This window comes from Patulibacter defluvii (genome assembly GCF_034096925.1).
GTDB lineage: Bacteria > Actinomycetota > Thermoleophilia > Solirubrobacterales > Solirubrobacteraceae > Patulibacter > Patulibacter defluvii.
On record NZ_JAWZSQ010000018.1, the window covers coordinates 79,760 to 104,574 of the forward strand.

A 24,815-nucleotide genomic window follows, 5' to 3' on the forward strand; every position below is an offset into this window, starting at 1 on the left:
CAAGCGATGGCCGGACAACTTCGAACGCGGCAGCGGATGACCGCCGAGGACCGGCGCGAGCAGATCCTCGACATCGCCCACGCGATCGTCGCAGGTGAGGGCTTCCATGCCGCCACCCTCAACCGGATCGCCGCCGAGGCGGGCGTCACGCGGACGGTGCTCTACCAGCAGTTCGGCGACCTGGCCGGTGTCTTCGTCGCCCTCGTCGACCGCGAGGCGGAGCGGGCCGGGATGCAGTTCGCCGCCGCGATCGCGGCCGCGGGCGAGCCGGACGAGGACGACGGGGCGTTCGGCCGCACCTTCGCCGGCCTCCTGCGCGCGATCGACGACCACCCCGCCACCTGGCGCCTGTTCCTGACCCCGCCCGAGGGCGCGCCGCCGGCGCTGCACCAGCGGATGGGGGACGCGCAGGCGATCGTCCGCGAGCACCTCCAGGAGGTGCTGCTGACGATCAACCCCGAGCTGCCGGACCCGGAGTACACGGCCCGGATCCTGCACGCCGCCGGCGCCGAGATGCTGCGCCTGCGGCTGACCGACCCGGTCGAGGCGACCCACGAGAGGATCCTCGCCCAGGTGCGGCGGCTGACGCCGGGGCTGGTGCGGCAGGCGCGTTGAGGGGGGTGCGCGGCGTCAGGACCCCCCGTTCTGGGGAGGGTGGCGTGCGCGGGCGGGTCCTACGGTTCGGCGCCGATGCAGCCGACGAAGGAGACCTCGATGACCGCGACCGTCCACCGCCAGGCGGCCGCCGGACGCCCACCCCGCGGCCGCGGGCGTTCGCGGGCGCGCTTGGCCGCCGCGGCCGCGCTGGCGCTCGGCGTGGCCGCGACGCTGCCCGCCGCCGCCGGGGCCGACTCGATCAGCTACGTCCACGACGGCGACGTGCACCTGGCGACGCCGGACGGCAGCCGCACGGTGCGGCTGACCACGACCGGCGGCTACCGGTCGGCGTCGCAGGCCGACGACGGCCGGATCGTCGCCCTGCACGGCAACCGCTTCCGGCTGCTCGACCGGCGCGGGACCGTGTTGGCCGACTTCTCGCCGGTCGCCGCCGGCACGGCCGGGACGGTCACGCTGAGCGGACCGTTCGACCCGGCGATCTCGCCCGACGGCAGCCGGGTCGCCTACGGCTTCTTCGTCCAGTACCGGGCGGGGGATCCGAACTGCGGCCGGCCGGGCGGCTGCCAGGTCGGCCAGCAGTACGCGGGCACCGGCTACTCGCGCTCGACCGGGCCGGTCGACTGGAACGACGCGGGCTTCCGGCCCGAGTGGGGCTGGATCGACCCGTCCTGGATCGACGATCAGCGGACGCTGCTGTCGGGACCGAGCTCGGCGCTGGTGAAGCAGGTCGCGATCGACGTCGCCGGCGGCCCCGCGACGGCGACCGAGTGGTTCAGCGAGGGCGCGGTGTCGAACCTCTACGACGGCGAGCTGAACCGCCAGGGCAGCGGGGTGGCGTTCGTCGCCAACGCCGCCGGCGACCACCTGATCGTCTACCGGACGACCGCGCCGCCGGCCCCGGGTGCGGCGCCCCAGGGGTGCCTCGACGCACCCGCCCAGGGCGGGCCGTGGTCGTCGCCGAGCTGGTCGCCGAGCGGCGACCAGCTGGTCTGGGCGGGGCCGAAGGGCCTCTACGTCGCCCAGCTGCCGGGGCTGGCGGCTGGCTGCCCGGCCGGCGATCGGGTGGCGGTGCGGACGATGCTGCCCGGCGCCACGTCGCCGGACTGGGGGCCGGCGGACGTGCCGGCGGCCGGCGCGGGACCGGGTGGCGGTGGCGGCGGCGCGGGTGGCGGTGGCGGCGGTGCCGGCGGCGGCTCCGGCGCGGGCGGGACGGACGGCGCCGGCGGCCACGAGCTGCGCCTGGCGCGGCGGTCCTGGACGCTGCGGCGCGGGGCGCGGCTGACGCTGTCGTTCCGCGCGCCCACCGCCGGCCGCTGGGAGCTGCGGCTGCTGCGCGGTACGCGGACGGTGGCCCGTGCGCGGGGCACCGCCCGCGCCGGCAGCAACCGCGCGCGGCTGACGGTCCCCGCCCGGCCGGGCCGCTACCGGCTGTCGCTGCGCCTGACCCGTCCGTCCGGGCCGGCGACGACGGGGACGGTGCAGGTGCGCTAGGCGAGGCCGGAACGCAGAAGGCGCCTGGAATCCAGGCGCCTCGGGGCCTAGCCTTCGATCCGCTCCAGCGCCTGCCCCGTCATCGCCGCGATCAGCTCGAAGTCCTTGTCGCAGTGCAGGACCGTCAACCCTGCGATCTCCGCGGTGGCGGCGATCAGCAGGTCGGGGATCGACGGCGCTCGATGCTGGCCGCGACCGGCGAGCAGCGTGAGCACCTCGACCGCTCGGTCTTCCGCACGCGGGGTCGCATGCTCGACCGGCATCGAGCCGACCGGCGGCTGACGCAGCCCTGCGTGCAGGTCGTCGGCGCTGCGGGCGGAGTAGCCGACCTCCAGCAGCGTCACGGTCGCGATACGCACCAGTCCGCGCTCGATCCGGCCTGCCCACGCCGCGGCATCGCGGCTACGACCAAGGCGGACCAGCGCTGACTTGTCGATCAACCAGCCCGCGCCCGGAACGTGGTCGGTCACGACCAAGCCTGCCGCATGACCTCGGGATCCTCGAGATCCCCGAACCGGTCCGCGAACCGCTCCAGATCCGAAACGGCCACCGGCGCATCGACCCGCGCGGCGTCTTCCCGCAACCGGCGCCGCAGGTACTCCGTCCGGGACAACCCCTGACGGGCGGCGTGCGCGTCCAAGCGCGCCAGGTCCTCGGCGGGAAGATCGCGGATCAGGACGTCGGGCATACGGCGATGATATCCGCAGATATCAACCCGGGCAAGCGCCAGTGCGACCGTGGCCTGGGCGTTCCCCGAGAACCAAGAAGCCCCCGCTCTCGCGGGGGCCTCGGTCCTGCTTCTCCTAGTGGAGCTAGCCGGGCTCGAACCGGCGACCTCCTGCATGCCATGCAGGCGCTCTCCCAGCTGAGCTATAGCCCCTGGGGTCGGAAAAGGTAGCACCTGGCGGCGGCGGGCGCGGCGAGGTCGGGGGCGTCGCGTCCTAGACTCGGAGGCGATGTCCGACCTGCGCGAACGGAAGCGGCGGAAGACGCTGACGGCGATCCACGAGGCCGCCATGGCGCTGTTCGCGGAGCGCGGCTACGGCAACGTCACGGTGGCCGAGATCGCCGACGCCGCCGACGTCGGGCGGGCCACTGTCTTCTCCTACTACGGGAGCAAGGAGGAGATCGTCCTCGGCGAGTCGGCGGTCGCCGTCGAGGGGCTGCGGGCGGCGCTCGCCGGCGTGCCCGACCAGTCCGGGGTGCTCGCCGCGGTCCGCGAATGGCTCCGCACGCTGGTCGGCTGGGTCGAGCCCGACCTGCTGCTCCAGATGCGCCTGGCCGACGAGGTGCCCGCCGTCGCCGCCGCCCGCTCGCGACTCCAGCGCGCGATCGAGGAGGAGATCGCCGTCGCCCTCGCGCACACGATGCCCGCTGGCTCGCCACTGCTGCCGCGGCTGGTCGCCGGTGCCCTCGGGGCCGCGCTCTCGACCGTCGAGCTGGAGGCCGCCCGGCGGTTGCGCGACGCCGCCGATCCGCTGACCGCGGACGAGGTCGACCGGCTCTTCGACGCCGCGGTCTCCTTCGTCGACGGCGGGGTCGCGCGGCTCGCCGACGGCGCCCGCTGAACGCCGCCGCTCCGGCCTTCCGCAGCCCCGGGGGTGGGGCTACCTGGCGTATTTCCAGACGCAGTCCAATTTTGGACTACGTCTCGCTAGGGTCGCGCCATGACCGCGCTGCTCCGCTCCCTCGCCTCCCGCACGACGCGCCGGCCCGGCCGCGCGATCGCGCTGCTGCTCGTGCTGCTGCTGGCCGTGATCGCCGGCGGCGTCTCGGCCGGCGGCCAGACCGTCGACGACTTCACCGTCCCCGGGATCGAGTCGCAGAAGGCCCAGGACCTGATCGGCGAACGGTTCCCGGCCCAGAAGGGGGACTCGGCCACCGTCGTCCTGCACGTCGACCGCGGCCAGCTGCGCGACGGTCACCGGGCCTCCGCCATCCGTTCCGCCGTCCGCGCGATCGAGCGCCAGCCCCACGTCACCGGGGTCGAGGACCCGCTCGCCGCCGGTCAGCTCTCGCGCGACGGCCGCACCGCCTTCACCACCGTCTCCTACGACGCCGAGGCCGGCGACGACGGCATGAAGGCCAAGCCACGCGAACGGCTGGAGGACGCCACCGCGCCGCTCGCCAAGGCCGGCGTCGAGGTCTCGATGCAGGGCCAGGTGGTCGACGCCGGCAACGAGGGCTCGATGCCGATCGGCGAGCTGGCCGGCGTGGTCCTGGCCCTCGCCCTGCTGCTGCTCGTGCTGCGCTCGGCCCGCGCCGCCCTTTCCTCGCTGCTGACCGCGTTCCTCGGCCTGGCCCTCGGCTTCGGGTTGATGGGCCTGGCCACGCTCGGCGTCGACATCCCCAGCCTGGCTCCCCAGATGGCCGCGATGCTCGGCCTCGGCGCCGGGATCGACTACGCGCTGCTCAGCGCCGCCCGCCACCAGGAGGAGCTGCGCCGCGGCCGCACGCCCGCGCAGGCCGCCGTCCGCACCAACGCCACCGCCGGCCACTCGGCCGTCACCGCCGCCGGGATCGTCCTGGTCTCGATCAGCGGCCTGCTGGTGACCGGCATCCCCTTCGTCGGCAAGGTCGGCGTGGTCGCGGGCCTCTTCGTCGTCGTCAGCTCGATCGTCGCCGTGCTGCTGCTGCCGCCGCTGTTCGCCGCCGGCGGCCGCCGGATGCTGCCCCGCCGCGAGCGCGCGCACCCGGCCGAGCCGGACGAGGCGGTCGCCCGTCCCGGGTTGGCCGTCCGCCGGCCGTGGATCGCCTTGACGCTCGGCGCGGTCGTCGCGATCGGGCTGGCGATCCCCGCCACCGGCCTCGAGCTCGGCCAGCCCGACAACGGCAACCAACCGACCGACCAGACCCAGCGGACCGCCTACGACCGGCTCGCCGCCGCCTTCGGCCCGGGCTTCAACGGCCCGCTCGTGATCACCGTCGACGGCGACCGCGGCCGCGACGTCGCCACCGCCGCCAGCCGCGTCGAGCGGGCCGTCGCCGGTCGGCCGGACGTTGCCTCGGTCACGCCGCCGACGCTGAACGGCGACCGCGACGCCGCGCTCCTGACCGTCTTCCCGCGCAGTTCGCCGCAGGATTCGCGGACCGCCGACCTGGTCCACGACCTGCGCGACGAGACGATCCCGCTGGCGCTCCAGGGCACCGACGGCCGGGCGCTCGTCGGCGGCTACAACGCGCGGCTGGTCGACGAAGCCCAGCGGATCAGCGACCGGCTGCCGCTCTTCGCCGTCGTGGTCGTCGGCCTCTCGCTGCTGCTGCTGGCGATCACCTTCCGCTCGCTGAAGGTGGCGATCCTCTCAGCGGTCCTCAACCTGGTCTCGATCGCGGCCGCCTACGGGATCATCCACCTGCTGTTCCAGACCAGCGGCGGAACCGACCTGATCGGCGTCGAGATCCAGCCGGTCGTGCCCTACGTGCCGCTGTTCATGTTCGCGATCCTGTTCGGGCTCTCGACCGACTACAACGTCTTCCTGCTCTCGCGCGTGCGCGAGGAGTGGAAGCGGCTCGGCCACGTGCCGCCGGCGGTCGCCCAGGCCAGCGCCCGCACCCGCTGGACGATCACCGCGGCCGGCCTGATCATGATCGTCGTCTTCCTCGGCTTCGCCACCGATCCCGACACGACGATCAAGATGTCCGGCTTCGGGCTGGCGAGCGCGATCCTCGTCGACATCACGCTGGTCCGCTGGCTGCTCGCCCCGGCCGCGCTGACCCTGCTCGGCGACCGGCTGTGGGGACCGGGACCCGACCGCGGCGACGCGCCGACGCCCGGTCGTCCGGGCCGGCCGGCGACCGTCGAGCCGCGGCCCTAGTCAGCGGCGCAGGAACTCGGGCGGCTCGAGCGGGTCGTCGCGGCGGGGGGCGCGGCCCTCCGCCGGGCGGCCCGCGCCGCGGCGCAGCTGGCTCTGCGGCACGTGGCCGGGGGAGACCCGGTCGAGCGCGGTCATCAGCGCCGCGTGGCTGGCGCGGACGTCGTCCAGCAGCAGCCGCGCGTTGCTCTCCAGCGACCGCCCCAGCTCGCGCAGGTTGGCGGCCAGCGCCTCGCCCTCGGTCAGGACGTCGGTGGCGACCGAGCGGGCCGCCGCCAGCTGGGCCTGGGCCCGGCGGTGGGCGTCGTCGGTGGTCTTCTCCGCCTCGGCCGCCGCCTGCTCGCGGGCGGCCGCGGCCTCGTCGGTCAGCCGCCGCGCGGCCTGGGCGGCGCCGTCGCGCAGCTGGCGCGCGGCCTCCTCGGCCTCGCGGCGGACGCGGGCCACGTGCTCCTCGGCCGCCTGCCGCACCTGGGCGGCGTACTGCTCGGCCTCGCGACTGCTCGTCACCTGCTCGTGGTCGACGGTGACCTGGGTGTCGCGCAGCAGCCGCTCGGCGGAGCGGCGGGCCTCGGCCACCAGGTCCTCGGCCTCGGCGTCGGCGGCCTGGACCCGCATCCGCGCCGCCCGCTCGGCCTCGGCGATCCGCTCGTCGGCGCGCCGCTCGGCCTCCATCCGGACGCGGCTGGCGGCCGTCTCCGCGGCGGCGATGATCTCCGCCACGCGGCTCGCCGCGGCCTGGCTGCTGAGCGCGTGGGTCGCGGGCGCGGCGTCGCCGCCGGGCTGGCCGGCGTCGGGCGGGGGAACCGCGTGCAGGTGGGGGTCGCCTGCCATCCCTCCCAGGATCCCAGAGCCGCGGGCGGGTGGCGAGCCCCGCACGCCGCGGCCCACGCCCGCTCACTGCAGGACGTTGACCGCCCGCGCCGTCACCAGCACGATCGTCACCAGCGACGCCAGCGCGTGGCCGGCCATCAGCGCCTTCGCCCGCAGCGAGACGGGCATCGTGTCGGTCGGGCTGAACGCGGTCCCGTTGGTGAAGGCCACGTACAGGTAGTCGGCCAGCGTCGGCCGCCAGCCGCCGGCGCGCAGGTCGGGGTCGCCCTGCTGGGGGAAGAGGAAGTCCGGTGCCGTCGCGCCGCCGCCCGAGCGCTGGTCCGGCCCGCCGCGGTCCAGCTCCCAGAACCAGAGCCCGAAGACCAGCAGGTTGCAGGTCCAGACGATCAGCGCCGCCTGCAGCAGCTCGCGCCCGTCGACCGCGTGGTGGACCCCGAGCAGGTCGCGGACCAGCATCGCCAGCGAGCTGAGGTTGGCCACCGCGACCAGCCCCAGCAGGGCGAAGCCGCTGATCCGCAGGATCCGCGACTCCTCGACGTGGCGGGTGGGGGCGACGATCGCCAGCGGGACCGCCAGCAGCAGCGCCAGCGCCGGGAACAGGTAGGTGGGGCCGAGCGAGAGCCGGTCGGGCAGCAGCAGGTAGAGGGCCGAGAGCGCGACCACGACCACGGTCGCGGGCCAGCGCGGCTCGCGGCCGGCGACCAGGACCGGCGTGGGGGCCAGCTCGCGCGCGGACATCCCGGCGGAGTTCGCCGGCGGCGCGCGGCTCCCTGCGGCCGCGCCCGCAACGCGGCGCCCGCACGGCCCGACCTACACTTGCTCGACGCCCATGGAGCACCGCTACGAGCCACGAGAGATCGAGCCGCGCTGGCAGCGCGTGTGGGAGGACGAGCAGACCTGGCACGTCCCCAACGCGGGCCTCGACGAGGCCGGCGCGAACCCGGTCTACGTGCTCGAGATGCTCCCCTACCCGAGTGGCGAGCCGCACGTCGGGCACCTGAAGAACTACGCGATCGGCGACGCGGTCGCGCACTTCCGCCGGCGCCGCGGCGACACCGTCCTGCACCCGATGGGCTTCGACTCGTTCGGCCTGCCGGCGGAGAACAACGCGATCAAGACCGGGCAGCACCCGCGCGAGGCGACCGAGGCGTCGATCGCGTCGTTCCAGCGCCAGTTCCGCGACTGGGGCGTGTCGATCGACTGGTCGCGCGAGATCGCCTCGCACCGGCCCGAGTACTACCGCTGGACGCAGTGGATCTTCCTCGAGCTGTTCCGGGCCGGCCTGGTCGAGCGCCGCAGCGCCGCCGTCAACTGGGATCCGGTCGAGGAGACCGTGCTCGCCAACGAGCAGGTGATCGACGGCCGTGGCGAGCGCTCCGGCGCGCTGGTCGAGATCCGCCAGCTGGAGCAGTGGTTCCTGCGGATCACCGACTACGCCCAGCGGCTGCTCGACGATCTCGACACGATCCAGTGGCCCGAGCACGTGAAGACGATGCAGCGGAACTGGATCGGCCGCTCGCAGGGCGCCCAGGTCGTCTTCCGCTGCGAGGAGCTGGAGACCGACTACGAGGTCTTCACCACCCGCCCCGACACGCTCTTCGGCGCGACCTTCTTCGTGATGGCGCCGGAGCACGCCGACGTGCTGCGGCTGGCCGAGGGCACGGCGCAGGAGGACGAGGTCCGGGCCTACGTCAACCGCGCGCTGACCGCCGACCGCAGCGAGCGGGGCGCGGCCGACAAGGAGAAGACCGGCGTCTTCCTGGGCCGCCACGTCGTCAACCCGGTCAACGGCGAGCGGCTGCCGATGTACGTCGCCGACTACGTGCTGATGGACTACGGCACCGGCGCGATCATGGCCGTGCCCGGCCACGACCAGCGCGACTTCGACTTCGCGCGCGCGTACGACCTGCCGGTCAAGCGCGTGATCGCCGATCCGGAGGAGGCGGCCGAGGGCGGTCCGCTCTCCGACGCGGCGGCCGCCGGCGGCGCGCCGTCGCCGGACGACGACGGGCTGCCCTACGTCGGCGACGGCCCGCTGGTCGACAGCCACCCCGACTTCGACGGCACCCACAACCGCGAGGCGCTGGCGGCGATCGTCGACTGGCTGGCCGCCGAGGGCAAGGGCCAGGCGTCGGTCAACTTCCGGCTCCGCGACTGGCTGGTCAGCCGCCAGCGCTACTGGGGCTGCCCGATCCCGATCGTCCACTGCGCCGCCTGCGGCGTCGTGCCGGTGCCCGTCGACCAGCTGCCGGTGGTGCTGCCGGACGTCGAGGACTACAAGCCGAAGGGCCGCTCGCCGCTGGCCGCGGCCGAGGAGTGGGTGGCGACCAGCTGCCCGACCTGCGGTGGTCCGGCGCGGCGCGAGACCGACACGCTCGACACCTTCGTCGACTCCTCCTGGTACTTCCTGCGCTACACCGACGCGCTCAACGAGGGCGCCGCCTGGGATCCGGCCGTGACCAACCGCTGGATGCCGGTCGACCAGTACATCGGCGGCGTCGAGCACGCGATCCTGCACCTGCTCTACGCGCGCTTCTTCTGCAAGGCGCTCTCCGACATCGGGGTCCTGGACGTCAACGAGCCGTTCCAGAACCTCTTCACGCAGGGGATGATCACCAAGGACGGGGCGAAGATGTCCAAGTCCAAGGGCAACACGGTCGCCCCGCGCGAGATCGTGGAGCGGTTCGGGGCCGACAGCGCTCGCACCTACGTGCTCTTCCTCGGCCCGCCGGACCAGGACGCCGACTGGTCGGACGAGGGCGTCGAGGGCGTCAACCGCTTCCTCTCGCGGCTGTGGCGGTTCGCCGCCGAGGCGGCCGAGGCCGGCGGGGCCGTGGTCGCGGAGGACGGAACGGTCAGCGGCGCGCCGGGCGCGCTGCCGCCGGCCGATCCGAAGGGCGACGACCTCGAGCTGGTCCGCAAGGCCCACTGGGCGATCGACAAGGTCACCCACGGCCTCGACGGGCGGTTCGCGTTCAACACCGCCGTCGCCGCGGTGATGGAGCTGACCAACGCGATCTCGGCCCGCCGCAACGCGGTCGTCCAGGACGGCGGCAACCCGGACGCGGCCGGCATGGGCGCGGGCGCCGACGACGCCGACGGCTGGGCGGCGATCCGCTTCGCGACGGCGACGGCGGTCTCGCTGCTGCAGCCGTTCGCGCCGCACCTGGCCGCCGACGCCTACGAGCGGCTGACCGGCCTGCGGATCTGGGAGCAGCCCTGGCCCGCCGCCGAGCAGCGGTTCCTGGAGCGCGACGAGTTCGAGCTGGTCGTCCAGGTCCAGGGCAAGGTCCGCGACCGGCTGACGGCGCCGGTCTCGGCCAGCCGCGAGCAGCTGGAGGAGCTGGCGCTGGCCAGCGACAAGGTCCGCGCGCACCTCGACGGCAAGACGGTCGTGAAGGTGATCGTCGTGCCCGGCAAGCTGGTCAACGTCGTCGTGCGCTGAGCGGCGCGGCGCCCGCGGCGGCGTCGATGGTAGGTTGCCCTAATTTGAGCGTCGGCCGCCGGGTCGACGCTCCCCCGCAACCACGGAGACGCCGTGTCCGCCCCGCCTCGCTCCCGTCCGCTGACGCGGCTGCTGCTCGCCCTGGTCGTCCTGCTGGCGCTGCCGCTGGCCGCCTGCGGGGACGACGAGCCGGCTGCGACGACCACCGCTGTCGGCGGTGGGTCGCCGGTGACGATCGCCCACAAGTTCGGCCGCACGACGGTGCCGGCCGACCCGCAGCGGGTGGTCAGCGTCGGCTTCGGCGAGCAGGACGCGGTCCTCGCCCTCGGGATCGTCCCGCTGGGGGCACGCGACTGGTACGGGGAGCAGCCGTTCGGCTCGTTCCCCTGGGAGCGCGACCGCTGGGGCGGCAGGCTGCCGCAGGTCGTCGGCGACACCGCCGAGGTCGACTACGAGCGGATCGCGGCGCTGCGTCCGGACCTGATCGTCGGGGTGACGTCGGCGATGGACGGGGCGACCTATGCCAAGCTCGCGAAGATCGCCCCGACGGTCGCCCAGCCGGCCAGCTTCAAGGACTCGGAGTCGCCGCCGTGGCAGCAGGTGACGGAGCTGGTCGGGCGGGCACTGGGCCGTGAGGCGCAGGCCCGCGAGCTGGTCCGGGACGTCGAGCGGCGGTTCGCCACGGCCCGCGAGCGGCGGCCGGAGATGGCGCGGATGACGGGGATCAACGTCGCCCCCTCCGGCAACGGCACGTTCGACCATTACCACGCGCGCGATAGCCGCGGCCGCTTCCTCACCGAGCTCGGCTTCCGGGTACCGAAGGCGCTGGCCACGCGCGCGGACTGGACGCCGGTCTCCTCCGAGCGGCTGGACCTCTTCGACGTCGACGTGCTCTTCGTCGAGAGCGACGCGGCGGGCGAGCGGCGGTTCCGGCGCGAGAAGCTCTACCCGTCGCTCGACGTGGTCCGGCGCGGCGACGTGGTCTACCTCCAGACCAACCGTGGCGACCACGTCGGCGAGGCGGTCGCCTACGCCTCGGTCCTCAGCCTGCCCTACGCGATCGACCGCGTGATGGCGCAGCTGGACCGGGTCCTGGAGTGAGGCGGCCAGGGTCCGCCGGCCGGGCGGGGGTGCGCCGGGCCCGGGCCGGGCCGCTGGCACGAAGTTGGCACAGGATCGGCGCCTAGTTGGCGCAGCGCGCCACCCACGTTCCGCGGTTTCCCGCGTAGCGTCGGGACGGTGCTCGACCGACCCTGGATCCGCTTCCTGCTGGGGGTCCTGGCCGCCGCCGCGCTGGGCGCGCTGGCGGCCCGGATCGCGGGGCCGGCGGCGGGTGGCGCGGGCCCGATCGGCGGCGCCGAGGGCCGTGCCGCCGGCGGCGGTGGGCCGGGAGCGGGACCGGCGCGAACGGCGGACCGCGGCGCCGTCCGCGTCGAGGGCGGGGCCGGCCGGGTCACCGTCCACGTGGCCGGCGCGGTCCGCCGACCGGGCGTCTACGCGCTGCGCGAGGGCGCCCGGGTCTACGAGGCGGTGCGCAGGGCGGGCGGCGCCGTCGGCCGTGCCGACCGCCAGCGGCTGAACCTGGCCGCGACGCTGCGCGACGGGCAGCAGGTGGTCGTGCCGGAGCGGCCGCGGCCGGGCGGTGATGGCGCTGCCAGTGCGGGTGGCGCCGGCGCGGGCGGCGGTCCGGTCGACCTCAACTCGGCCACCGCCGAGCAGCTCGACGGGCTCGACGGCGTCGGGCCGACCACCGCCCGCAAGATCCTCGAGCTGCGCGAGCAGCGGGGTGGGCTCGGCTCGGTCGACGACCTGGACGAGATCCCCGGGATCGGCCCGAAGCGGCTGGAGGCGCTGCGCGAGCAGCTGGGCGGATGACCGCGCGCTGGCCCCAGCACCACCTGGTCGCGTTCGCGGTCCTGACCCTGATCGCCGGGCCGCGGTGGCCGATCGCCGTCCCGCTACTGGCGGCCGCGGCCTGGATCAGCCAGCCGCGCCGCGGGTGGGCCGCGGCGGCGGTCGCGGCGGTCGTGCTGGCCGCCGTCGGCGGCAGCTGGCGGACCGCGCAGGCGTGGCGGGCGGCCCAGGCGCCGCTGGTCCACGGGGCGGCCGTCGCCCTCGACGAGCCGGTCGAGCTGCTGGAGCGGCCGCGGCCGACGTTCGACGGCGGCTGGCGGGCCGACGTGCGGCTGCGCGGCGCGACGGTCGAGCTGCGGCTGCCGGTCGCCACCGCCCCGCCGCGGCTGGCCGTCGGCGCGCTGATCCGCGTCCGCGGGCGGCTGCGCCCGGTCGGACCACGAGCGCGGGCGGCCCGGGCGCGGGGCGTGGCGCTGGCCCTCGACGGGGTCGTGGCGGGAGCGCCGGTCGGCCGGCGGGGCGGCTGGCGCGGCGCGCTCGACGGCGTCCGCGAGCGGGCCGAGCGGACGCTGGCGCCGGCGGGCGGCGACGACCGGGCGGCGGCGCGGGGTGCGCTGCTGCGGGGGATGGTGCTGGGCCAGGACGACGGCTTCAGCGCCGCCCAGACCGAGGCCTTCCGGCGCAGCGGGCTGGCCCACCTGGTCGCGGCGAGCGGGCAGAACGTGGCCTTGGTCGCCGCGCTGGTGCTGGGGCTCGGGGCGGTTGCCGGCGTGCGCCGTCGCTGGCGGATCGTGGTCGCCGCGGCCGCGGTCATCGCCTACGTGCCGCTGGCCGGGGGCGGCGCGTCGATCCGCCGGGCCGGGGTGATGGGCGTGCTCGGGCTGACGGCGCTGGCCCTCGGCCGGCCGGCCGACCGCTGGTGGGCGCTGCTGGCGGCCGCGCTGGTCACGGTCCTGGTCGATCCGTTCTCGCCCGACCAGCTCGGCTGGCGGCTGAGCTTCGCCGCCGTCGTCGGGCTGCTGCTCCTGACCGAGCCGCTGGTCGGCGCCCTCCGGCGGCTGCGGGTGCCGCCGTGGCTGGCGCTGCTCGTCGCCGTGCCGCTGGCGGCCGGCGTGGCGACGGCGCCGGTGCTGGCGGCGGCCGTCGGCGACGTCTCGCTGACCAGCCTGGCCGCCAACGTCCTGGCCGAGCCGCTGGTCGCCCCGATCACGTGGCTGGGGATGGTGGCCGGGCTGCTGGGGCCCGAGGGCGCGCCGCTCAGCGGCGCGCTGGTCGCCGCCCTCGGACCGGCGCTCGACTGGATCGACGGCGTCGCGCGGTGGGCGGCGGCTCCGAGCTGGGCGGTCGTGCGGCCGGGGCCGGTCGCGGCTGCGCTGCCGGTGGTCGCGGCGTTGGTCGTCGCTTGGGTGGCGGGCGCGGGCCGACGACCGCCGGCGGCTCTCGTGCGGATCCGCCGACGGCTCGGTGGCGCCGGGGGAAGGCAGCGCGGCCGGAACCTGGCGGTCGGTCGGGCAGCGCTCGCGGCGGTGGCCGCCGCCGCGGCGGTCGTGGGCGTCGTCGTCTGGCGGGGCGGCCACGACGGCACGGCCCCGCGAGCGGATGGCGTGGTGGTGCTCGACGTCGGCCAGGGCAGTGCCACGCTGCTGCGCCGGGGTGGCCGGGCGATTCTGGTCGACGCCGGGCCGGTGGCGGGCCGGGTGCTGGACCGGCTGGGGGAGGAGGGCGTCGAGCGGCTCGACGCGCTGGTCCTGACCCACGCCGCCGCCGACCACACCGGTGGAGCCCCGGCGGTCGTGCGGCGGCTGCGGCCGGCGCTGCTGGTCGACGGCACCGACGGACGGCCCGATCCGGCGGCCGCCGTCGCCGCGCAGGCGGTGCGGACCGACGGCGGACAGGTGGTGCGGGCGCGGGCAGGCCTGCGGATCGCGGCGGGGTCGCTGCGGGCGGAGCTGCGGTGGCCACCGTCGCGTCCGCCTGGGCCGCCGGCCGCGGACGAGGACCCGAACGAGCGGGCCGCTGTGGTCCGCGCCGACGTCGGCGGTCTGCGGGTCCTGATCCCGAGCGACCGCGAGGGCGTGGCGTTGCGGACCGCGGCCGGCGGGCCGGTCGACCTGCTGGTGCTGCCCCACCACGGCAGCGCCGATCCCGATCTGCCGCGGCTGCTGACCGAGCTGCGGCCGCGGCTGGCGGTCGCCCAGGTCGGGGCCGACAACGGCTACGGCCATCCGGCGGGGCCGACGGTCGCGGCCCTGCGTCGGGCCGGGGTGCCGCTGCGGCGGACCGACCGCGACGGCACGGTGCGGATCGATGCGCCCGTGCCAGGGCCCGGGCGCGTCGATCCGGGCTCAGGCGGCGACGGGGCTGGCCGCGCCGTCCGGCAGGCGGACGCCGCGCTCCTGCGGCTCCAGCTCGCCGATCCGCTTGAGGCGGCTGACGGTCGAGGCGACGACCGTCCGCTTCATGCCGGTCATCCGCGCGATCTCGGCGGCGGTGATCCCGGGGTGCTTGGCGATCACGGCCAGGATCGCCTGCTTGTTCGCGCCCTGCCGGGTGCGCTGCCCGGTGCCGGACGCGGCGGGCTCCGGGTTGTCGATCGCGGTCAGGATCGAGCGCAGCTGCTCGGCCTCGGCCAGGTACGGCTGAAGCTCGGCCAGGCGACCCTCGATGGTCTGGCGGACGTTGTCGACGACTTCGGAGGTGGCGGCGTTCTCGATCATCGGCAGGCCTTGGACGGCCGGGTGACCCGTGTGCTGAGGAACTTCGTGACCCATCGTGACGCGAGTTTACAGCCCCGTGACAACCGACGCCAGGACCAAGAGGCCCGCAGAGGCCGGAAATCGGCCCTCTCGCAACGTAAGCACCGTCCTTTCACAGGACGGTCACGACGTAATCAACGTCGTCTGTGGCGTCTGTTCACGTTTGCGGTGCGCGAGGCGCCGCCACGACCCGGACGTCGGTCGGCGCCGGGCCCCGGCGCCGCGCCAGGTCGACCACGAAGGTCCGCGCGTCGCTGGGCAGGCCGTGATCGGCCGCCGGGCCCGGGACGGGACGGGTCGCGACCGTCCGCGCGCGGCCCGCCACCGTCGCCCGGACCGCGCGGGTCCGGCCAGCGGTGACGCCGAAGACGAGCAGTCGCTGGGGTGCGACGGTCAGCTGGCGGAGAACGGTGTGGCCACGCGGCGCGGCGCCGCAGACGGTGTCGAGGCCGGCACCGTCGAGCAGCAGCGACGCGCACAGCTGGCCGTCGCGCCGCACCAGGTCGAGGCTCCAGGCGACGTCGCCCGCGCGGCCGCGGTCGACGGTCAGCGGCTGGCCGACGTGCCGGCCGCCGCGCGAGGGCAGCGTCGCCACCGCGCCCGCCGAGGCGCCGACCAGGCAGACGATCCCCGCCAGCACCACGGCCCGCCGCGGCTGACGGAGGGCGGCGCCGAGCCGGCGACCCGGCCGCGACCGGGCCGGCGCCGGCGAGCCCGGCGAAAGGCCCTCCGGCGTCCGGCCACCCCGCGCGCCCGCGCCGTCGTCACCGGCGGTCGCGGGGTGCTCCGGCCGGGCTGCGCCGCCGCGCCGGGCCGCTCCGGGTGCGCTGCCCGGGTCGGTCGCCCCGACCGCGCCGGCGGGACCGCTTGCGCTTGCCCCGCCCGTCGCGCGGCCCGCGCCTGCTGCGCTGGCCGGGCGACTCATGTCTGCTGCGCCGGCCGCTCGGCTCGCGTCCGCTGCGCCGGCCGGGCGGCCTGCGTGGCCGGTGCGGACCGCGTCGGCCACGTCGACCGTGCCGACTCTGCCGATTCCGACGGCCCGGCCCACCGCGCCTCCGGCACGAGCCGAGCCGGCCGGCGCCACCGCGGCGACGGCGGCGCGGTGGATCGTCGCCTCCAGCTCGTCGAGGATCGGCAGCGCCGCGTCGATCGGGGGCCGGCGGTCCTGCATCAGTCGTGCTCCCAGGCGTCGCGGTCGTCGCGCAGCAGGCGGCCGAGGATCCGCAGCCCGCGCGAGACGCGGGCGCGGGCGGCGTCGGGGCGGAGGCCGAGGAGGGTGGCGACCTCGGCGTACGGACGCTCCTCGACGACGTGGAGGAGGACGGCCTGGCGGGTCTCGGGCGGCAGCTCGACGAGGTGGCGGGAGACGGCGGCGCGGAGGTCGCGCATGCCGGCCAGCTCGTCGATCCGCTCCAGCTCGCGGTCGCTGAGGGCGCGGCGCTCGGTGGCGATCGCCGAGCGGCTGCGGCGCTCCTGGTCGAGGCGGTGCTCGGCCGCGGCCAGCTCGGACTGGGCGATCCGCCAGAGCCAGCCCGACAGCTCGCGCTCGCTGCTGCCGCGGAACTGGTCGCGGCGCTCGATCACGCGGGCGAAGGTGTCGGCGAGCAGGTCGACGGCCAGCTCGGGATCGTCGACGCGGCGTTGGAAGAACACGAGCAGGGAGCGGGCGTGGCGACGGTAGAGCCGGGTGACGCCGTCGGGATCCAGCAGCGGGCCCGGGCTCATCCCGTACCCCCGCGGCGCCTGACGCTCATCGGCTCGCCCAGTGTAAACGTTCGTGCGAATGTCAACGCACCGCCCGCGCGCGTACACGGGCCAGATCGCGAACCAGTGTTGACGCACGGGCGCGCTCGGCGGCGAGGAAGCCCCGGGTCGCCGCCCGGCCGGCCGGCGGAGGCTCCAGGCCCGCCCCTCGCAGCGCCCGTCGCCAGGCCGCCGACCGCACCAACCGCGCCAGCCGCCGCGCCGTCGGACTGGCCTCACCCGCCGGCGCGACGATCGCCACCCACTGCCGCGGCCGTTCGCCCGCCGGCCACGCTCCGCGCAGCAGCCGTACGACGCCGGACTGCCGCGACGCCGCGTCGACGGGCGCAGACGTGGCCGTGCTCCGCTTCGTCGGGCCCGGCCGCCGCTCCGTCACGCTGGCCGCGGACCCGCCGCGCGGCGCCGCCGCCCCGGCCTCCGCCGACGGGCCGCGCTCCGCCACGCCCGTGCGCCGTACCGCCGTCCCGCCATCGTCCGCCGCCCCCGCACGCCGCGCCGCCGCCCCGGCGGCCCCGCCCTCCGCCACCGCCCCCGCGGACCCGGACCCGGCCCCAACCCCCGACCGCCGCAGTGCGCTCCGGGGGCCGACCACCGCTCGCGCGTCGTGGCCGCCGGTCGCCGCCGCCGCCTCGCGGGCGCCGGCGAAGGGGCGGTACGGCACCCGGCCCGCCACGCCGCTGCGCGCCACCAGCTGGGCCAGGAGGGCTCGCGACCACAGGTCCTGACCGACGCCGACCACGGCGCGGCCGCGGCGCAGCTCGCGCGTCAGATCACCGTAGTCGCGCAGGGGCGAGCGCTCGGCGACCGCGACCGCCACCGGGTCGAGGGCCAGCAGGGCCAGGGGCCGGGCCTCGGCCAGGCGGCGCCAGGCCCGCGCGGCCCGTTCGGCGACGCCGGGGATGATCGTCTCCCGCCGGTCCTGCTCGAGCTGGACCAGGGTCTCGCCCGACACGACCAGCAGCCGCTGCTGGGCTCCGCGATCGACGCCGATCACCGACTCGACCGCCGCCGTCGCCCCACCGCGCTGGCGGACCGGCTCGACGACGATGCCGCGGCGCCGGGCCTCGGTCGCCAGCAGTCGCACGACGCCGGTCGAGTCGCCGCCCAGCTCGCTTCCCGGCAGCACCAGCGACACCCGCTGCCGACGCTCGGCGGCGTTGCCGGCCGGCGCCGCTCCGCGGAACGGGTGCTGCACCAGGTCGACGACGACGAACAGCACCGCAGCTGCCAGCGCGGTCGGCCACACCAGGCTCCGTCGCGCCGCCAGGGCCGCCATGGCACGGAGCATAGGTCGGGGCGCCACCGCGCCCGGACGGCCGCCACCCGCCCGGCTACCGGTCGTCGCGGGGATCGGGCGCGACCTCCCGGGCCGGCAGGGCGATCTCGGCCAGCGGCATCTCCCGCACGCTCGACAGCACCGCGTCGAGCGCGACGCCGGAGAGCGTCTCCAGCTCCAGCAGCGAGCGCGCGACCTCGCGGACCGGATCCCAGTTGGCCCGCAGCACCACCGTCGCCCGGGCCTCGGCCTCGCCGACCAGCCGCTCGATCTCGCGGTCGATCAGGTTCAGCGTCTCCGGTCCCGTCGACCCCAGGTCCTGCAGCGCGTTGCCGAGGAACACCTCGCCGCCCGGCTCGCCGATCGTCACGTGCCCCAACCCGTGCGACATGCCGAACGAGGTCACCATCGAGCGCGCCAGCTTGGTCGCCGCGTGGAGGTCGTCGCTGACGCCGGTCGACTCCTCGCCGAACTCGATCAGCTCGCCCGCCGTGCCCGCCATGATCGCCGTCAGCTGCCGCTCCAGGTCGCTGCGGCCGTGCATCACCGCATCCCGATCCGTGAGCATGTGCGCCGCCGTCCCCAGCTGCCGTCCACGAGCCACGATCGACAGCTTCTGGGCACTGACCGCCTGGCCCGTCGCCCGCGTCACCACCGCGTGGCTGGCCTCGTGGATCGCGATCGTCCAGCGCTCGTCCTCGCTCAGGACGTGCTTCTTCGCCGGCCCCGCCACCACCCGGTCGATCGCCTCCTCCAACGTCGGCTGGTCGATCTCGCTGCGGCCCTCGCGCACCGTCAACAGCGCCGCCTCGTTGACGAGGTTGGCCAGCTCCGCGCCCGAGAAGCCCGGGCACAGCTTCGCGATCTCGTGCAGGTCGACGTCGGGGCTGAACGCGCGCCCGCGGGCGTGCAGCGAGAGGATCTCCAGCCGCCCGTGGACGTCCGGCACGTCGACCACCACCTGGCGGTCGAAACGACCCGGCCGCAGCAGCGCCGGATCGAGGATGTCGGGCCGGTTCGTCGCCCCCATCACCACCACCCCGGCGTCGCCGCCGAAGCCGTCCATCTCGACCAGCAGCTGGTTGAGCGTCTGCTCGCGCTCGTCGTTGCCCTGGCCGACGCCCGCGCCGCGCTTGCGCCCGGCCGCGTCGAGCTCGTCGATGAAGATGATCGCCGGCGCCGCCTTACGGGCCTTCGCGAACAGGTCGCGGATCCGGGCCGCCCCGACCCCGACCAGCGACTCGACGAACTCGGCCCCCGAGGCCGAGAAGAACGCGGCGTCGGCCTCGCCCGCGGTCGCCCGCGCCAGCAGCGTTTTGCCGGTCCCCGGCGGCCCCACCAGCAGCACGCCCTTCGGGGCCGCCGCGCCCGCCGACAGGTACTTGCTCGGATCGTCGAGGAAGTCCTTGATCTCGCGCAGCTCGACCAGCGCCTCCGGCGCGCCCGCCACCGAGTCGAAGGTGATCGGCGCCTTGCCCTTCTTCTTCCGCCCCCGTCCGCGGAAGGCCGAGAACGACGCGATCCCGCCGCTGCCGTCGCCGGCCTGGCGGGTGAAGAACGCGAACAGCGTCACCAGCAGCAGGATCGGCAGCAGGAACTGGACCACGATCGTCCGCAGCGGCTTGCCCGGCTGGGGATCGATCCGGACCTGGGCACCCGCCCGGTGCAGCCGCAGCAGCAGGTCCTGGGTGGCCGTGTCCGAGCTCGGGTAGTCGGCGAAGACCCGCTGGCCGGTGTCGGTGGTGACCACCACCTGGTGGTCGCGGTCCAGCAGCACCGCGCTCCGCGCCCGGTCGCCGCGCGCCAGCGAGATCACGTTGCTGAGCGAGACCTCCTGGCCCTGCCCCCGGCCCTGCGGGGAGAGCGAGCCGAGCAGCGAGAAGAAGGCGATCGTCAACGCGATCGCCGCCGCCAGCAGGAAGGTGGCCAGCGGATCGCGGCGCAGCAGCCGTCCGACCGCGCGCAGCGCCTCGACCGCGGTCGCGGCGGCGCGCTGCGTCGGCGTCGGCTTGCGGTGGGAGGCGGACAGCCGTGGATTGCTCACGTGAACTCGCTCGCGGTCGGGTCGGACGGATGACGAGAGGGGAGAAGGGGGAGGGCCCGCCGCGGACAGCTGGGTCAGGGCGGTCGCGGCGGGCCGAGGCGCCGATGCGGGGGGTGCTCCGCTGCGCCTGGCGCGCCACCCTAACGGCCCCGTCAGCACACGTCATCAACGTGACGTGAAGTTCACCGAACGGTCACAGGCAGGTTTACGGACGACCGCGCGGGGCCCGGACCGTCAGCCGGATCGTGGCGCGGTTGCCCGCCTGGTCCCGGGCGACGACGACGATCCGGCGGCGACCGGCGCGGCGGTAGCGGTGGCGGGCGCGGACGCCGACGCCGCTGCTGCGACGGCCGTCGCCCCAGGCGACCGTGCTCGCCCCCGGCGCCGCTCCCGACCCGCCGCGCCCGTCGCCGATCCGGACCTCGATCGCGCCCCCGCGGCGGACCGCGGTCGCGGTCGGCGGGCGGCGGTCGGTCCGCAGCCGGACCGGGTCGGTGGCGGTCGTCTGGCCGGCGCGGTCGCTGGCGATCACCCGCACCCGGTGGCTGCCGTCGGGCACCGCGCCCTCGCGCAGCCGGACCGCCGTGCCGCGGACCCGGGCCGCCCGGCGGCCGTCGATCTCGACCGTGTAGTGGAGCGGGCGGAAGCCCTCCGGCGCCGGCTGCCAGGCGATCAGCGGCCGGCGGGCGCGGGTCCAGTCGTCCGACAGCTCGAGCGCGAACGGGACCGGGGCCGCCGTCACGCGGGCGACCGCGATCTGGCCCTCGTCCGGCTCGCCCTCGTGGAAGGCGACCAGCGCGTCGCCGGTGCCCGCCCCGGCGATCCGCAGGCTCCGGATCGGCCCGCCCTGGGCCGCCGCGACGGCCTGGGAGACGGTCGTCCGGGTGCCGTCCAGCTGCTCGACCAGCACCCGCCCGCCACCGTCGGCGCTGGCGGTCGCGAGCGTGCCGCGACCGGCGACCCCGGCGTCGAGCACCGCCGGCGGGTCGGCCAGCGCCGGGGCCTCGCGGAAGCCGCTCGGGGCGGCGCCGTCGCCCTGGCCGATCGCCTGCGCGCCGCCGCGGGCGAAGCCGACCAGCAGCCCGGTGCGGCCGCCGAGCGCGACCTGCGGCGGGCCGGGCGCCGCCCCCGGCCCGCCGTCGCCGGCGGCGGTGCCGGCGAAGCTCCCGGCGCCGTCGTCGGTGATCTCGGACAGCGCGCTGAGCCAGATCCGCGGCGGGGTCCCGCGGTCGCGCGGATCGGGCTGCTGGCGGACGGCGACGATCGCGCGGCCGAAGGCGGTCATCGCCAGGTCGAGCCCGTCGGCGGCGCCGCGCTCGGGCCGCTCGCGGCTGCCGGCGCGCGAGGCGGCCAGCGGCACCCCGACCCGGCTGGCGAAGATCCGGCGGGTCCAGACGCGGTCGATCAGCGACTCGTCCGGCTCCTGCCAGGCGACGACGCCGCTGCCGTCGGGCGCGATCGCCACCCGCGGCGCGACCGCCGGCAGCGGGATCCGGACCGGCACCGAGCGGTTGCGGTTGAGCACGCTGCCCTGGCGCTTCCAGCGGCTGCCGTCGAAGCGGGCCAGCCGCAGGTCGCTGCGGACGTAGCCCGGCAGCCCGACCTGGGTGCTGCGGACCGCGTGGTAGACGAGCAGCGCGTCGCCGCCGGGGGCCATCGCCAGCGACGGGTAGGTCATGGTCGCCTCGCCGACGGTGTAGTCGACGAGCGTCGGCGGCAGGAACCGGCGGCCGCCGCGGGGGAGAACCGCCGAGTAGAGCGCGTCCTGGTCGGGCGGCCCGTCCTGGACCCAGGTGACGACCAGCCGCCCGTTGTCGGCCGCGCCGATCCGCGGCCACGAGGAAGCGAACCGCTGGCCGACGTCGATCCGCTGCGGCGGGTCCCAGCGCTCGCCGTCGTAGCGGGCGGCGAAGACGTGCGGGCGGCCGTCCTCGGTCCGCAGGTAGACGACCCCGCCGCTGCCGTCGGCGGCCATCGCGACCCCGCCCAGCTCGACGATCGCCGGGTCGGGCCCGGCGATCGTGGTCGCGGACTCGACCCGTGCGCTCGCCGCCGGCGCGCCGGCCAGGCCGGCCAGGGCCGTCGCGAGGACGCAGGCGATCGCGGGCGAACAGAGCGGGGGACGGCGCATGACCGTGAACACCCTAGGCGGCCGATCGTGCCGCGCCGAGGCGTGGTAACGGAATCGCTACATCGCGGATCGCCAGCGTCGACGGTATCGGGAGCCGCCCGACCGCGACGTGGACGGCGCACGGCCACAGGATGTTGACGTAAACGACTCGCGGGCGACCGTAGGGTCGCGTCGCCCGGCGTCCGGCCGGGTGGACCACGAACCGAGGAGCATCCTCATGCAGCGTTCCCTGGCGCTCGGCGCGGCGACGGTCGTCGCCGCCCTGGCCCTCTCATCGTCCGCCCCGGCGGCCGATCCGACGCCGTCGCCGACGGTCTGCAACGGCACCATCAGCAACCAGGTGGTCGGCGACGTCGTCGTCCCCTACCGCGCCTCGTGCGTGCTCGACGGGGTCTACGTCGACGGCGCGGTGACCGCCACCGTCAGCTCGCGCGACCTGACCCTGACGCGGACGATCGTCGCGGGCGACCTCGTCACCGACGGCGCCCGCGGCCTGACCCTCGACCGCGCGATCGTCGCCGGCAAGCTCGACGTCCGCGAGCCCTCGGGCCCGCTGGCGATCACCCGCTCCGCCGTCTCCGGCGCGGCGACGGTCGGCTCGGCGCTGAACGAGGCGACGATCGGCGGCGCCGACGGCGGCACCGGCAACGCCTTCGCCCACGGCCTCACGATCGACGGCGCCTACGGCCCGCTGGCCGTGCGCCGCAACGTCGTCGGCGGCGACCTGGTGGTGCGCGGGGCGGTCGCCGGCAGCGAGCTGCGGCGCAACGTCGTCGGCGGCGAGCTGGCCTGCCGCGACAACGACCCGGCGCCCACCGGCGGCGGCAACCTGGCGTCGTCGACGAGCGGGCAGTGCGCCGGGCTCTGAGCGGCTGAGGAGGGGCGCGGCGAACCGCCGCCGCGCGCCCCGACGACCGCGCCGCCCCGCGCTGCGCGGGCGTCCTGCGAGCCCGCCGCCGCGCGGGCTCGCGGTCGTTCTCCGTCGTCCCGCCGACTGTGAACAGATTTACGCGGAACGGTTACGAAACGTTGACGACTACGACGCGCTGGACCGCTGGAGTGCACGGCGCGGGCAACGAGCCCGCGACCACGATCTCCCAACGGAGGGGCGAAACGCTCATGAGCAAGACGACCATGCGGGCATCGCTGGCGGCGGTTGGCGCCGTCACCGTTCTCGCGCTGGTGCCGGGCGGGGCGCAGGCCGCGTTCGACACCAACCACGACACGCAGTGCGAGAACGCCACGAGCATCCAGGGCCGCGGTGCCTCGTTCCAGCGCTCGGCGCAGCTCGGCTGGGGCGCCGAGATCCTGGCGCCGAACCCGGGCGGCCCGAACGCCGTCGGCTTCGGCTACGCGACGACCGCCAACGGCGGCTGCGCGCAGTTCAAGCTGCCGGCCGACGGCGGCAGCCAGAAGGTGCGGTACGCGCCGACGGGCTCCGGCTCGGGCCGCGCCGCCTTCGGCGCGACCGCCACCGCCAACCAGCGCGACGTGAACGGCACCGACGGGCCGTTCATCTTCGGCGGCGTCGACGAGGCGCCCTCGGACGCGGGCTCCAGCAACGGCGGCGTCCAGCAGCTCGAGAACGCCAACGCCGGCGACACCTCGACCAGCACCGACAACGCCACGCTGCACACGATCCCGATCGCGCAGTCGTCGGTCGCCGTCGACGTCCGGATCCCGGACGGCTGCGAGGTCGTCGCCGATCCGGCCGACCGCCGGATCACCGCGACCAAGCTCGAGCGCGCCTTCGCGGCCGCCAGCTCGGCCGACACCTGGGGCGAGATCCTGCCCTCGATCGCCGGCTCGGCCGGTGGCCTGACCACCGCCCAGTGCCAGGCGAAGCCGGTCGTCCGCGTCGTCCGCTTCGACAGCTCGGGCACGACCTTCGCGTTCAAGCGGCTGCTGCAGAAGATCGCCACCCGCGACAGCTCCGGCACCACCTGGAGCGAGCCGACGCTGGGCAACACCGCCTGGCCGAGCGAGACCGCCGCCAACCTGAAGCGCCCGACCACCAACGGCGCCGGCGCCCAGCTGGACCTGCTGGCCGCGCAGACCGACGGCGGGATCGCCTACGCCGACCTGGCCACCTCGCGGACCAAGCTGTTCGGCTGGGACGGGACCGAGGGCGACCAGGACCGCAAGCTCTGGCTCTACGTCGAGCAGCCGGGCAACCCGACCCCGACCTTCCGCAGCCCGGCCGTCGATGACGACCAGGCCGGCACCAAGGGCTCGAACTGCGGCGCCGTCGCCTACGGCGACAAGGGCACCACGACGCTGCCGACCAACACCACCAAGTCCTGGTACGACGTCGACGCGACCTCGACGACGGTCCAGTACCCGGGCTGCGCGCTGACCTACGGGCTGGCGTGGCAGACCCCGCAGCCGGTCAACGTCGGCATCACCGACCCGGCCAAGCGGTTCACGCAGGATCAGGCCCGCGCGGTCAAGGACTACCTGGCGTACGTCCTCAACACCGCCGGTGGTCAGTCGGTGCTGGCGGCCAACGACTACCAGGCGCTCCCGACCAACGTGCGGACCGCCGCCCAGACGGGCGTCGGCACGCTCAACTGGTAGCGACCCCCTGCCCGGCGGACCGGCGGCCCCGCGCCGACCGCCCGCCGACCGGACGGTCTGCGGCCACCCTCCTGCGAGGGTGGCCGCTCGTCGTTCCGGCTTCGCACGATGTTCACGAGCGACCGTGCCGTCGCTCGTATGGTGCCGCGCACTGTTGTCGTGAACGTTGACGCGACGTGCCGCGCGCACGTCGCCCCGAGGAAGACCCCCCATGCG

At 76.0% G+C, this 24,815-nt stretch carries 18 protein-coding genes and 1 tRNA gene; 10 read left to right on the forward strand and 9 right to left on the reverse strand.

The window, feature by feature from the left end:
- Positions 1-6 precede the first annotated feature (6 nt).
- Positions 7-615, forward strand: coding sequence for a TetR/AcrR family transcriptional regulator (locus SH587_RS17370; RefSeq protein WP_320671908.1), 609 nt, complete (start codon positions 7-9; stop codon positions 613-615).
- A 75-nt stretch (positions 616-690) separates the two neighbouring features.
- Positions 691-2,109 (forward strand): TolB-like translocation protein, encoded by a 1,419-nt coding sequence (locus tag SH587_RS17375; RefSeq protein WP_320671909.1) that lies wholly within the window; start codon positions 691-693, stop codon positions 2,107-2,109.
- 47 nt (positions 2,110-2,156) lie between these two features.
- On the opposite strand, the gene SH587_RS17380 is transcribed toward SH587_RS17375, so the two are convergent.
- From SH587_RS17380 to SH587_RS17390, 3 genes are all read right to left on the reverse strand, one after another.
- Entirely contained in the window at positions 2,157-2,579 is a 423-nt protein-coding gene (locus SH587_RS17380) for a PIN domain nuclease (protein ID WP_320671910.1), read from the reverse strand.
- Positions 2,576-2,797 (reverse strand): type II toxin-antitoxin system VapB family antitoxin, encoded by a 222-nt coding sequence (vapB, locus tag SH587_RS17385; protein WP_320671911.1) that lies wholly within the window; start codon positions 2,795-2,797, stop codon positions 2,576-2,578. The genes SH587_RS17380 and vapB overlap by 4 nt, the downstream gene beginning before the upstream one ends.
- Before the next feature lie 119 nt (positions 2,798-2,916).
- Positions 2,917-2,989, reverse strand: a tRNA-Ala gene (locus tag SH587_RS17390).
- 76 nt (positions 2,990-3,065) lie between these two features.
- Here SH587_RS17390 and SH587_RS17395 point away from each other — a divergent pair.
- Positions 3,066-3,677 carry a TetR/AcrR family transcriptional regulator gene (locus tag SH587_RS17395; RefSeq protein ID WP_320671912.1) on the forward strand — a complete coding sequence of 204 codons (612 nt, stop codon included), beginning with the start codon at positions 3,066-3,068 and terminating at the stop codon, positions 3,675-3,677.
- A gap of 99 nt (positions 3,678-3,776) precedes the next feature.
- Complete coding sequence (locus SH587_RS17400; protein WP_320671913.1) at positions 3,777-5,924, forward strand: MMPL family transporter; 2,148 nt, start codon at positions 3,777-3,779, stop codon at positions 5,922-5,924.
- Here SH587_RS17400 and SH587_RS17405 read toward each other — a convergent pair whose 3' ends face one another.
- Both SH587_RS17405 and SH587_RS17410 read right to left on the reverse strand, forming a co-directional pair.
- On the reverse strand, positions 5,925-6,752 hold the full coding sequence (locus SH587_RS17405; RefSeq protein WP_320671914.1) for a hypothetical protein: 828 nt from the start codon (positions 6,750-6,752) through the stop codon (positions 5,925-5,927). It lies immediately after the preceding gene.
- 63 nt (positions 6,753-6,815) lie between these two features.
- Positions 6,816-7,490: a hypothetical protein gene (locus tag SH587_RS17410; protein ID WP_320671915.1), complete on the reverse strand. Its 675-nt coding sequence runs from the start codon at positions 7,488-7,490 to the stop codon at positions 6,816-6,818.
- A gap of 91 nt (positions 7,491-7,581) precedes the next feature.
- On the opposite strand from SH587_RS17410, the gene leuS reads away from it, so the two are divergent.
- From leuS to SH587_RS24705, 4 genes are all read left to right on the forward strand, one after another.
- Entirely contained in the window at positions 7,582-10,197 is a 2,616-nt protein-coding gene (leuS, locus tag SH587_RS17415) for a leucine--tRNA ligase (protein ID WP_320671916.1), read from the forward strand.
- A 93-nt stretch (positions 10,198-10,290) separates the two neighbouring features.
- Positions 10,291-11,298, forward strand: a complete 1,008-nt coding sequence (locus tag SH587_RS17420) for an iron-siderophore ABC transporter substrate-binding protein (protein WP_320671917.1) — start codon at positions 10,291-10,293, stop codon at positions 11,296-11,298.
- 138 nt (positions 11,299-11,436) lie between these two features.
- On the forward strand, positions 11,437-12,072 hold the full coding sequence (locus SH587_RS17425) for a ComEA family DNA-binding protein (protein WP_320671918.1): 636 nt from the start codon (positions 11,437-11,439) through the stop codon (positions 12,070-12,072).
- Complete coding sequence (locus SH587_RS24705; RefSeq protein WP_320671919.1) at positions 12,069-15,167, forward strand: ComEC/Rec2 family competence protein; 3,099 nt, start codon at positions 12,069-12,071, stop codon at positions 15,165-15,167. Before SH587_RS17425 ends, SH587_RS24705 begins: the two co-directional genes overlap by 4 nt.
- An 810-nt stretch (positions 15,168-15,977) precedes the next feature.
- On the opposite strand, the gene SH587_RS17435 is transcribed toward SH587_RS24705, so the two are convergent.
- The 4 genes from SH587_RS17435 to SH587_RS17450 all read right to left on the reverse strand — a co-directional run bounded on the left by SH587_RS17435 (position 15,978) and on the right by SH587_RS17450 (position 22,022).
- Positions 15,978-16,532, reverse strand: a complete 555-nt coding sequence (locus SH587_RS17435; protein ID WP_320671920.1) for an RNA polymerase sigma factor — start codon at positions 16,530-16,532, stop codon at positions 15,978-15,980.
- 61 nt (positions 16,533-16,593) lie between these two features.
- On the reverse strand, positions 16,594-17,847 hold the full coding sequence (locus tag SH587_RS17440; protein WP_320671921.1) for a hypothetical protein: 1,254 nt from the start codon (positions 17,845-17,847) through the stop codon (positions 16,594-16,596).
- Positions 17,848-17,902: 55 nt separating this feature from the next.
- Complete coding sequence (ftsH, locus tag SH587_RS17445) at positions 17,903-19,891, reverse strand: ATP-dependent zinc metalloprotease FtsH (RefSeq protein WP_320671922.1); 1,989 nt, start codon at positions 19,889-19,891, stop codon at positions 17,903-17,905.
- A 205-nt stretch (positions 19,892-20,096) separates the two neighbouring features.
- Entirely contained in the window at positions 20,097-22,022 is a 1,926-nt protein-coding gene (locus tag SH587_RS17450; RefSeq protein ID WP_320671923.1) for a hypothetical protein, read from the reverse strand.
- A 217-nt stretch (positions 22,023-22,239) separates the two neighbouring features.
- Between SH587_RS17450 and SH587_RS17455 the strand changes: the two genes are divergently transcribed.
- Positions 22,240-22,890: a hypothetical protein gene (locus SH587_RS17455; protein ID WP_320671924.1), complete on the forward strand. Its 651-nt coding sequence runs from the start codon at positions 22,240-22,242 to the stop codon at positions 22,888-22,890.
- 251 nt (positions 22,891-23,141) lie between these two features.
- Positions 23,142-24,599 carry a type 2 periplasmic-binding domain-containing protein gene (locus SH587_RS17460; protein ID WP_320671925.1) on the forward strand — a complete coding sequence of 486 codons (1,458 nt, stop codon included), beginning with the start codon at positions 23,142-23,144 and terminating at the stop codon, positions 24,597-24,599.
- Positions 24,600-24,815: the final 216 nt, after the last annotated feature.

Coding starts and splice junctions, on each gene's coding strand:
- SH587_RS17410 (WP_320671915.1), bottom strand. CDS start 7,490: ATGTCCGCGCGCGAGCTGGCCCCCACGCCGGTCCTGGTCGCCGGCCGC.
- leuS (WP_320671916.1), top strand. CDS start 7,582: ATGGAGCACCGCTACGAGCCACGAGAGATCGAGCCGCGCTGGCAGCGC.
- SH587_RS17460 (WP_320671925.1), top strand. CDS start 23,142: ATGAGCAAGACGACCATGCGGGCATCGCTGGCGGCGGTTGGCGCCGTC.
- vapB (WP_320671911.1), bottom strand. CDS start 2,797: ATGCCCGACGTCCTGATCCGCGATCTTCCCGCCGAGGACCTGGCGCGC.
- SH587_RS17455 (WP_320671924.1), top strand. CDS start 22,240: ATGCAGCGTTCCCTGGCGCTCGGCGCGGCGACGGTCGTCGCCGCCCTG.
- SH587_RS17400 (WP_320671913.1), top strand. CDS start 3,777: ATGACCGCGCTGCTCCGCTCCCTCGCCTCCCGCACGACGCGCCGGCCC.
- SH587_RS17450 (WP_320671923.1), bottom strand. CDS start 22,022: ATGCGCCGTCCCCCGCTCTGTTCGCCCGCGATCGCCTGCGTCCTCGCG.
- SH587_RS17405 (WP_320671914.1), bottom strand. CDS start 6,752: ATGGCAGGCGACCCCCACCTGCACGCGGTTCCCCCGCCCGACGCCGGC.
- SH587_RS17440 (WP_320671921.1), bottom strand. CDS start 17,847: ATGGCGGCCCTGGCGGCGCGACGGAGCCTGGTGTGGCCGACCGCGCTG.
- SH587_RS17375 (WP_320671909.1), top strand. CDS start 691: ATGCAGCCGACGAAGGAGACCTCGATGACCGCGACCGTCCACCGCCAG.
- SH587_RS17435 (WP_320671920.1), bottom strand. CDS start 16,532: ATGAGCCCGGGCCCGCTGCTGGATCCCGACGGCGTCACCCGGCTCTAC.
- SH587_RS17395 (WP_320671912.1), top strand. CDS start 3,066: ATGTCCGACCTGCGCGAACGGAAGCGGCGGAAGACGCTGACGGCGATC.
- SH587_RS24705 (WP_320671919.1), top strand. CDS start 12,069: ATGACCGCGCGCTGGCCCCAGCACCACCTGGTCGCGTTCGCGGTCCTG.
- SH587_RS17370 (WP_320671908.1), top strand. CDS start 7: ATGGCCGGACAACTTCGAACGCGGCAGCGGATGACCGCCGAGGACCGG.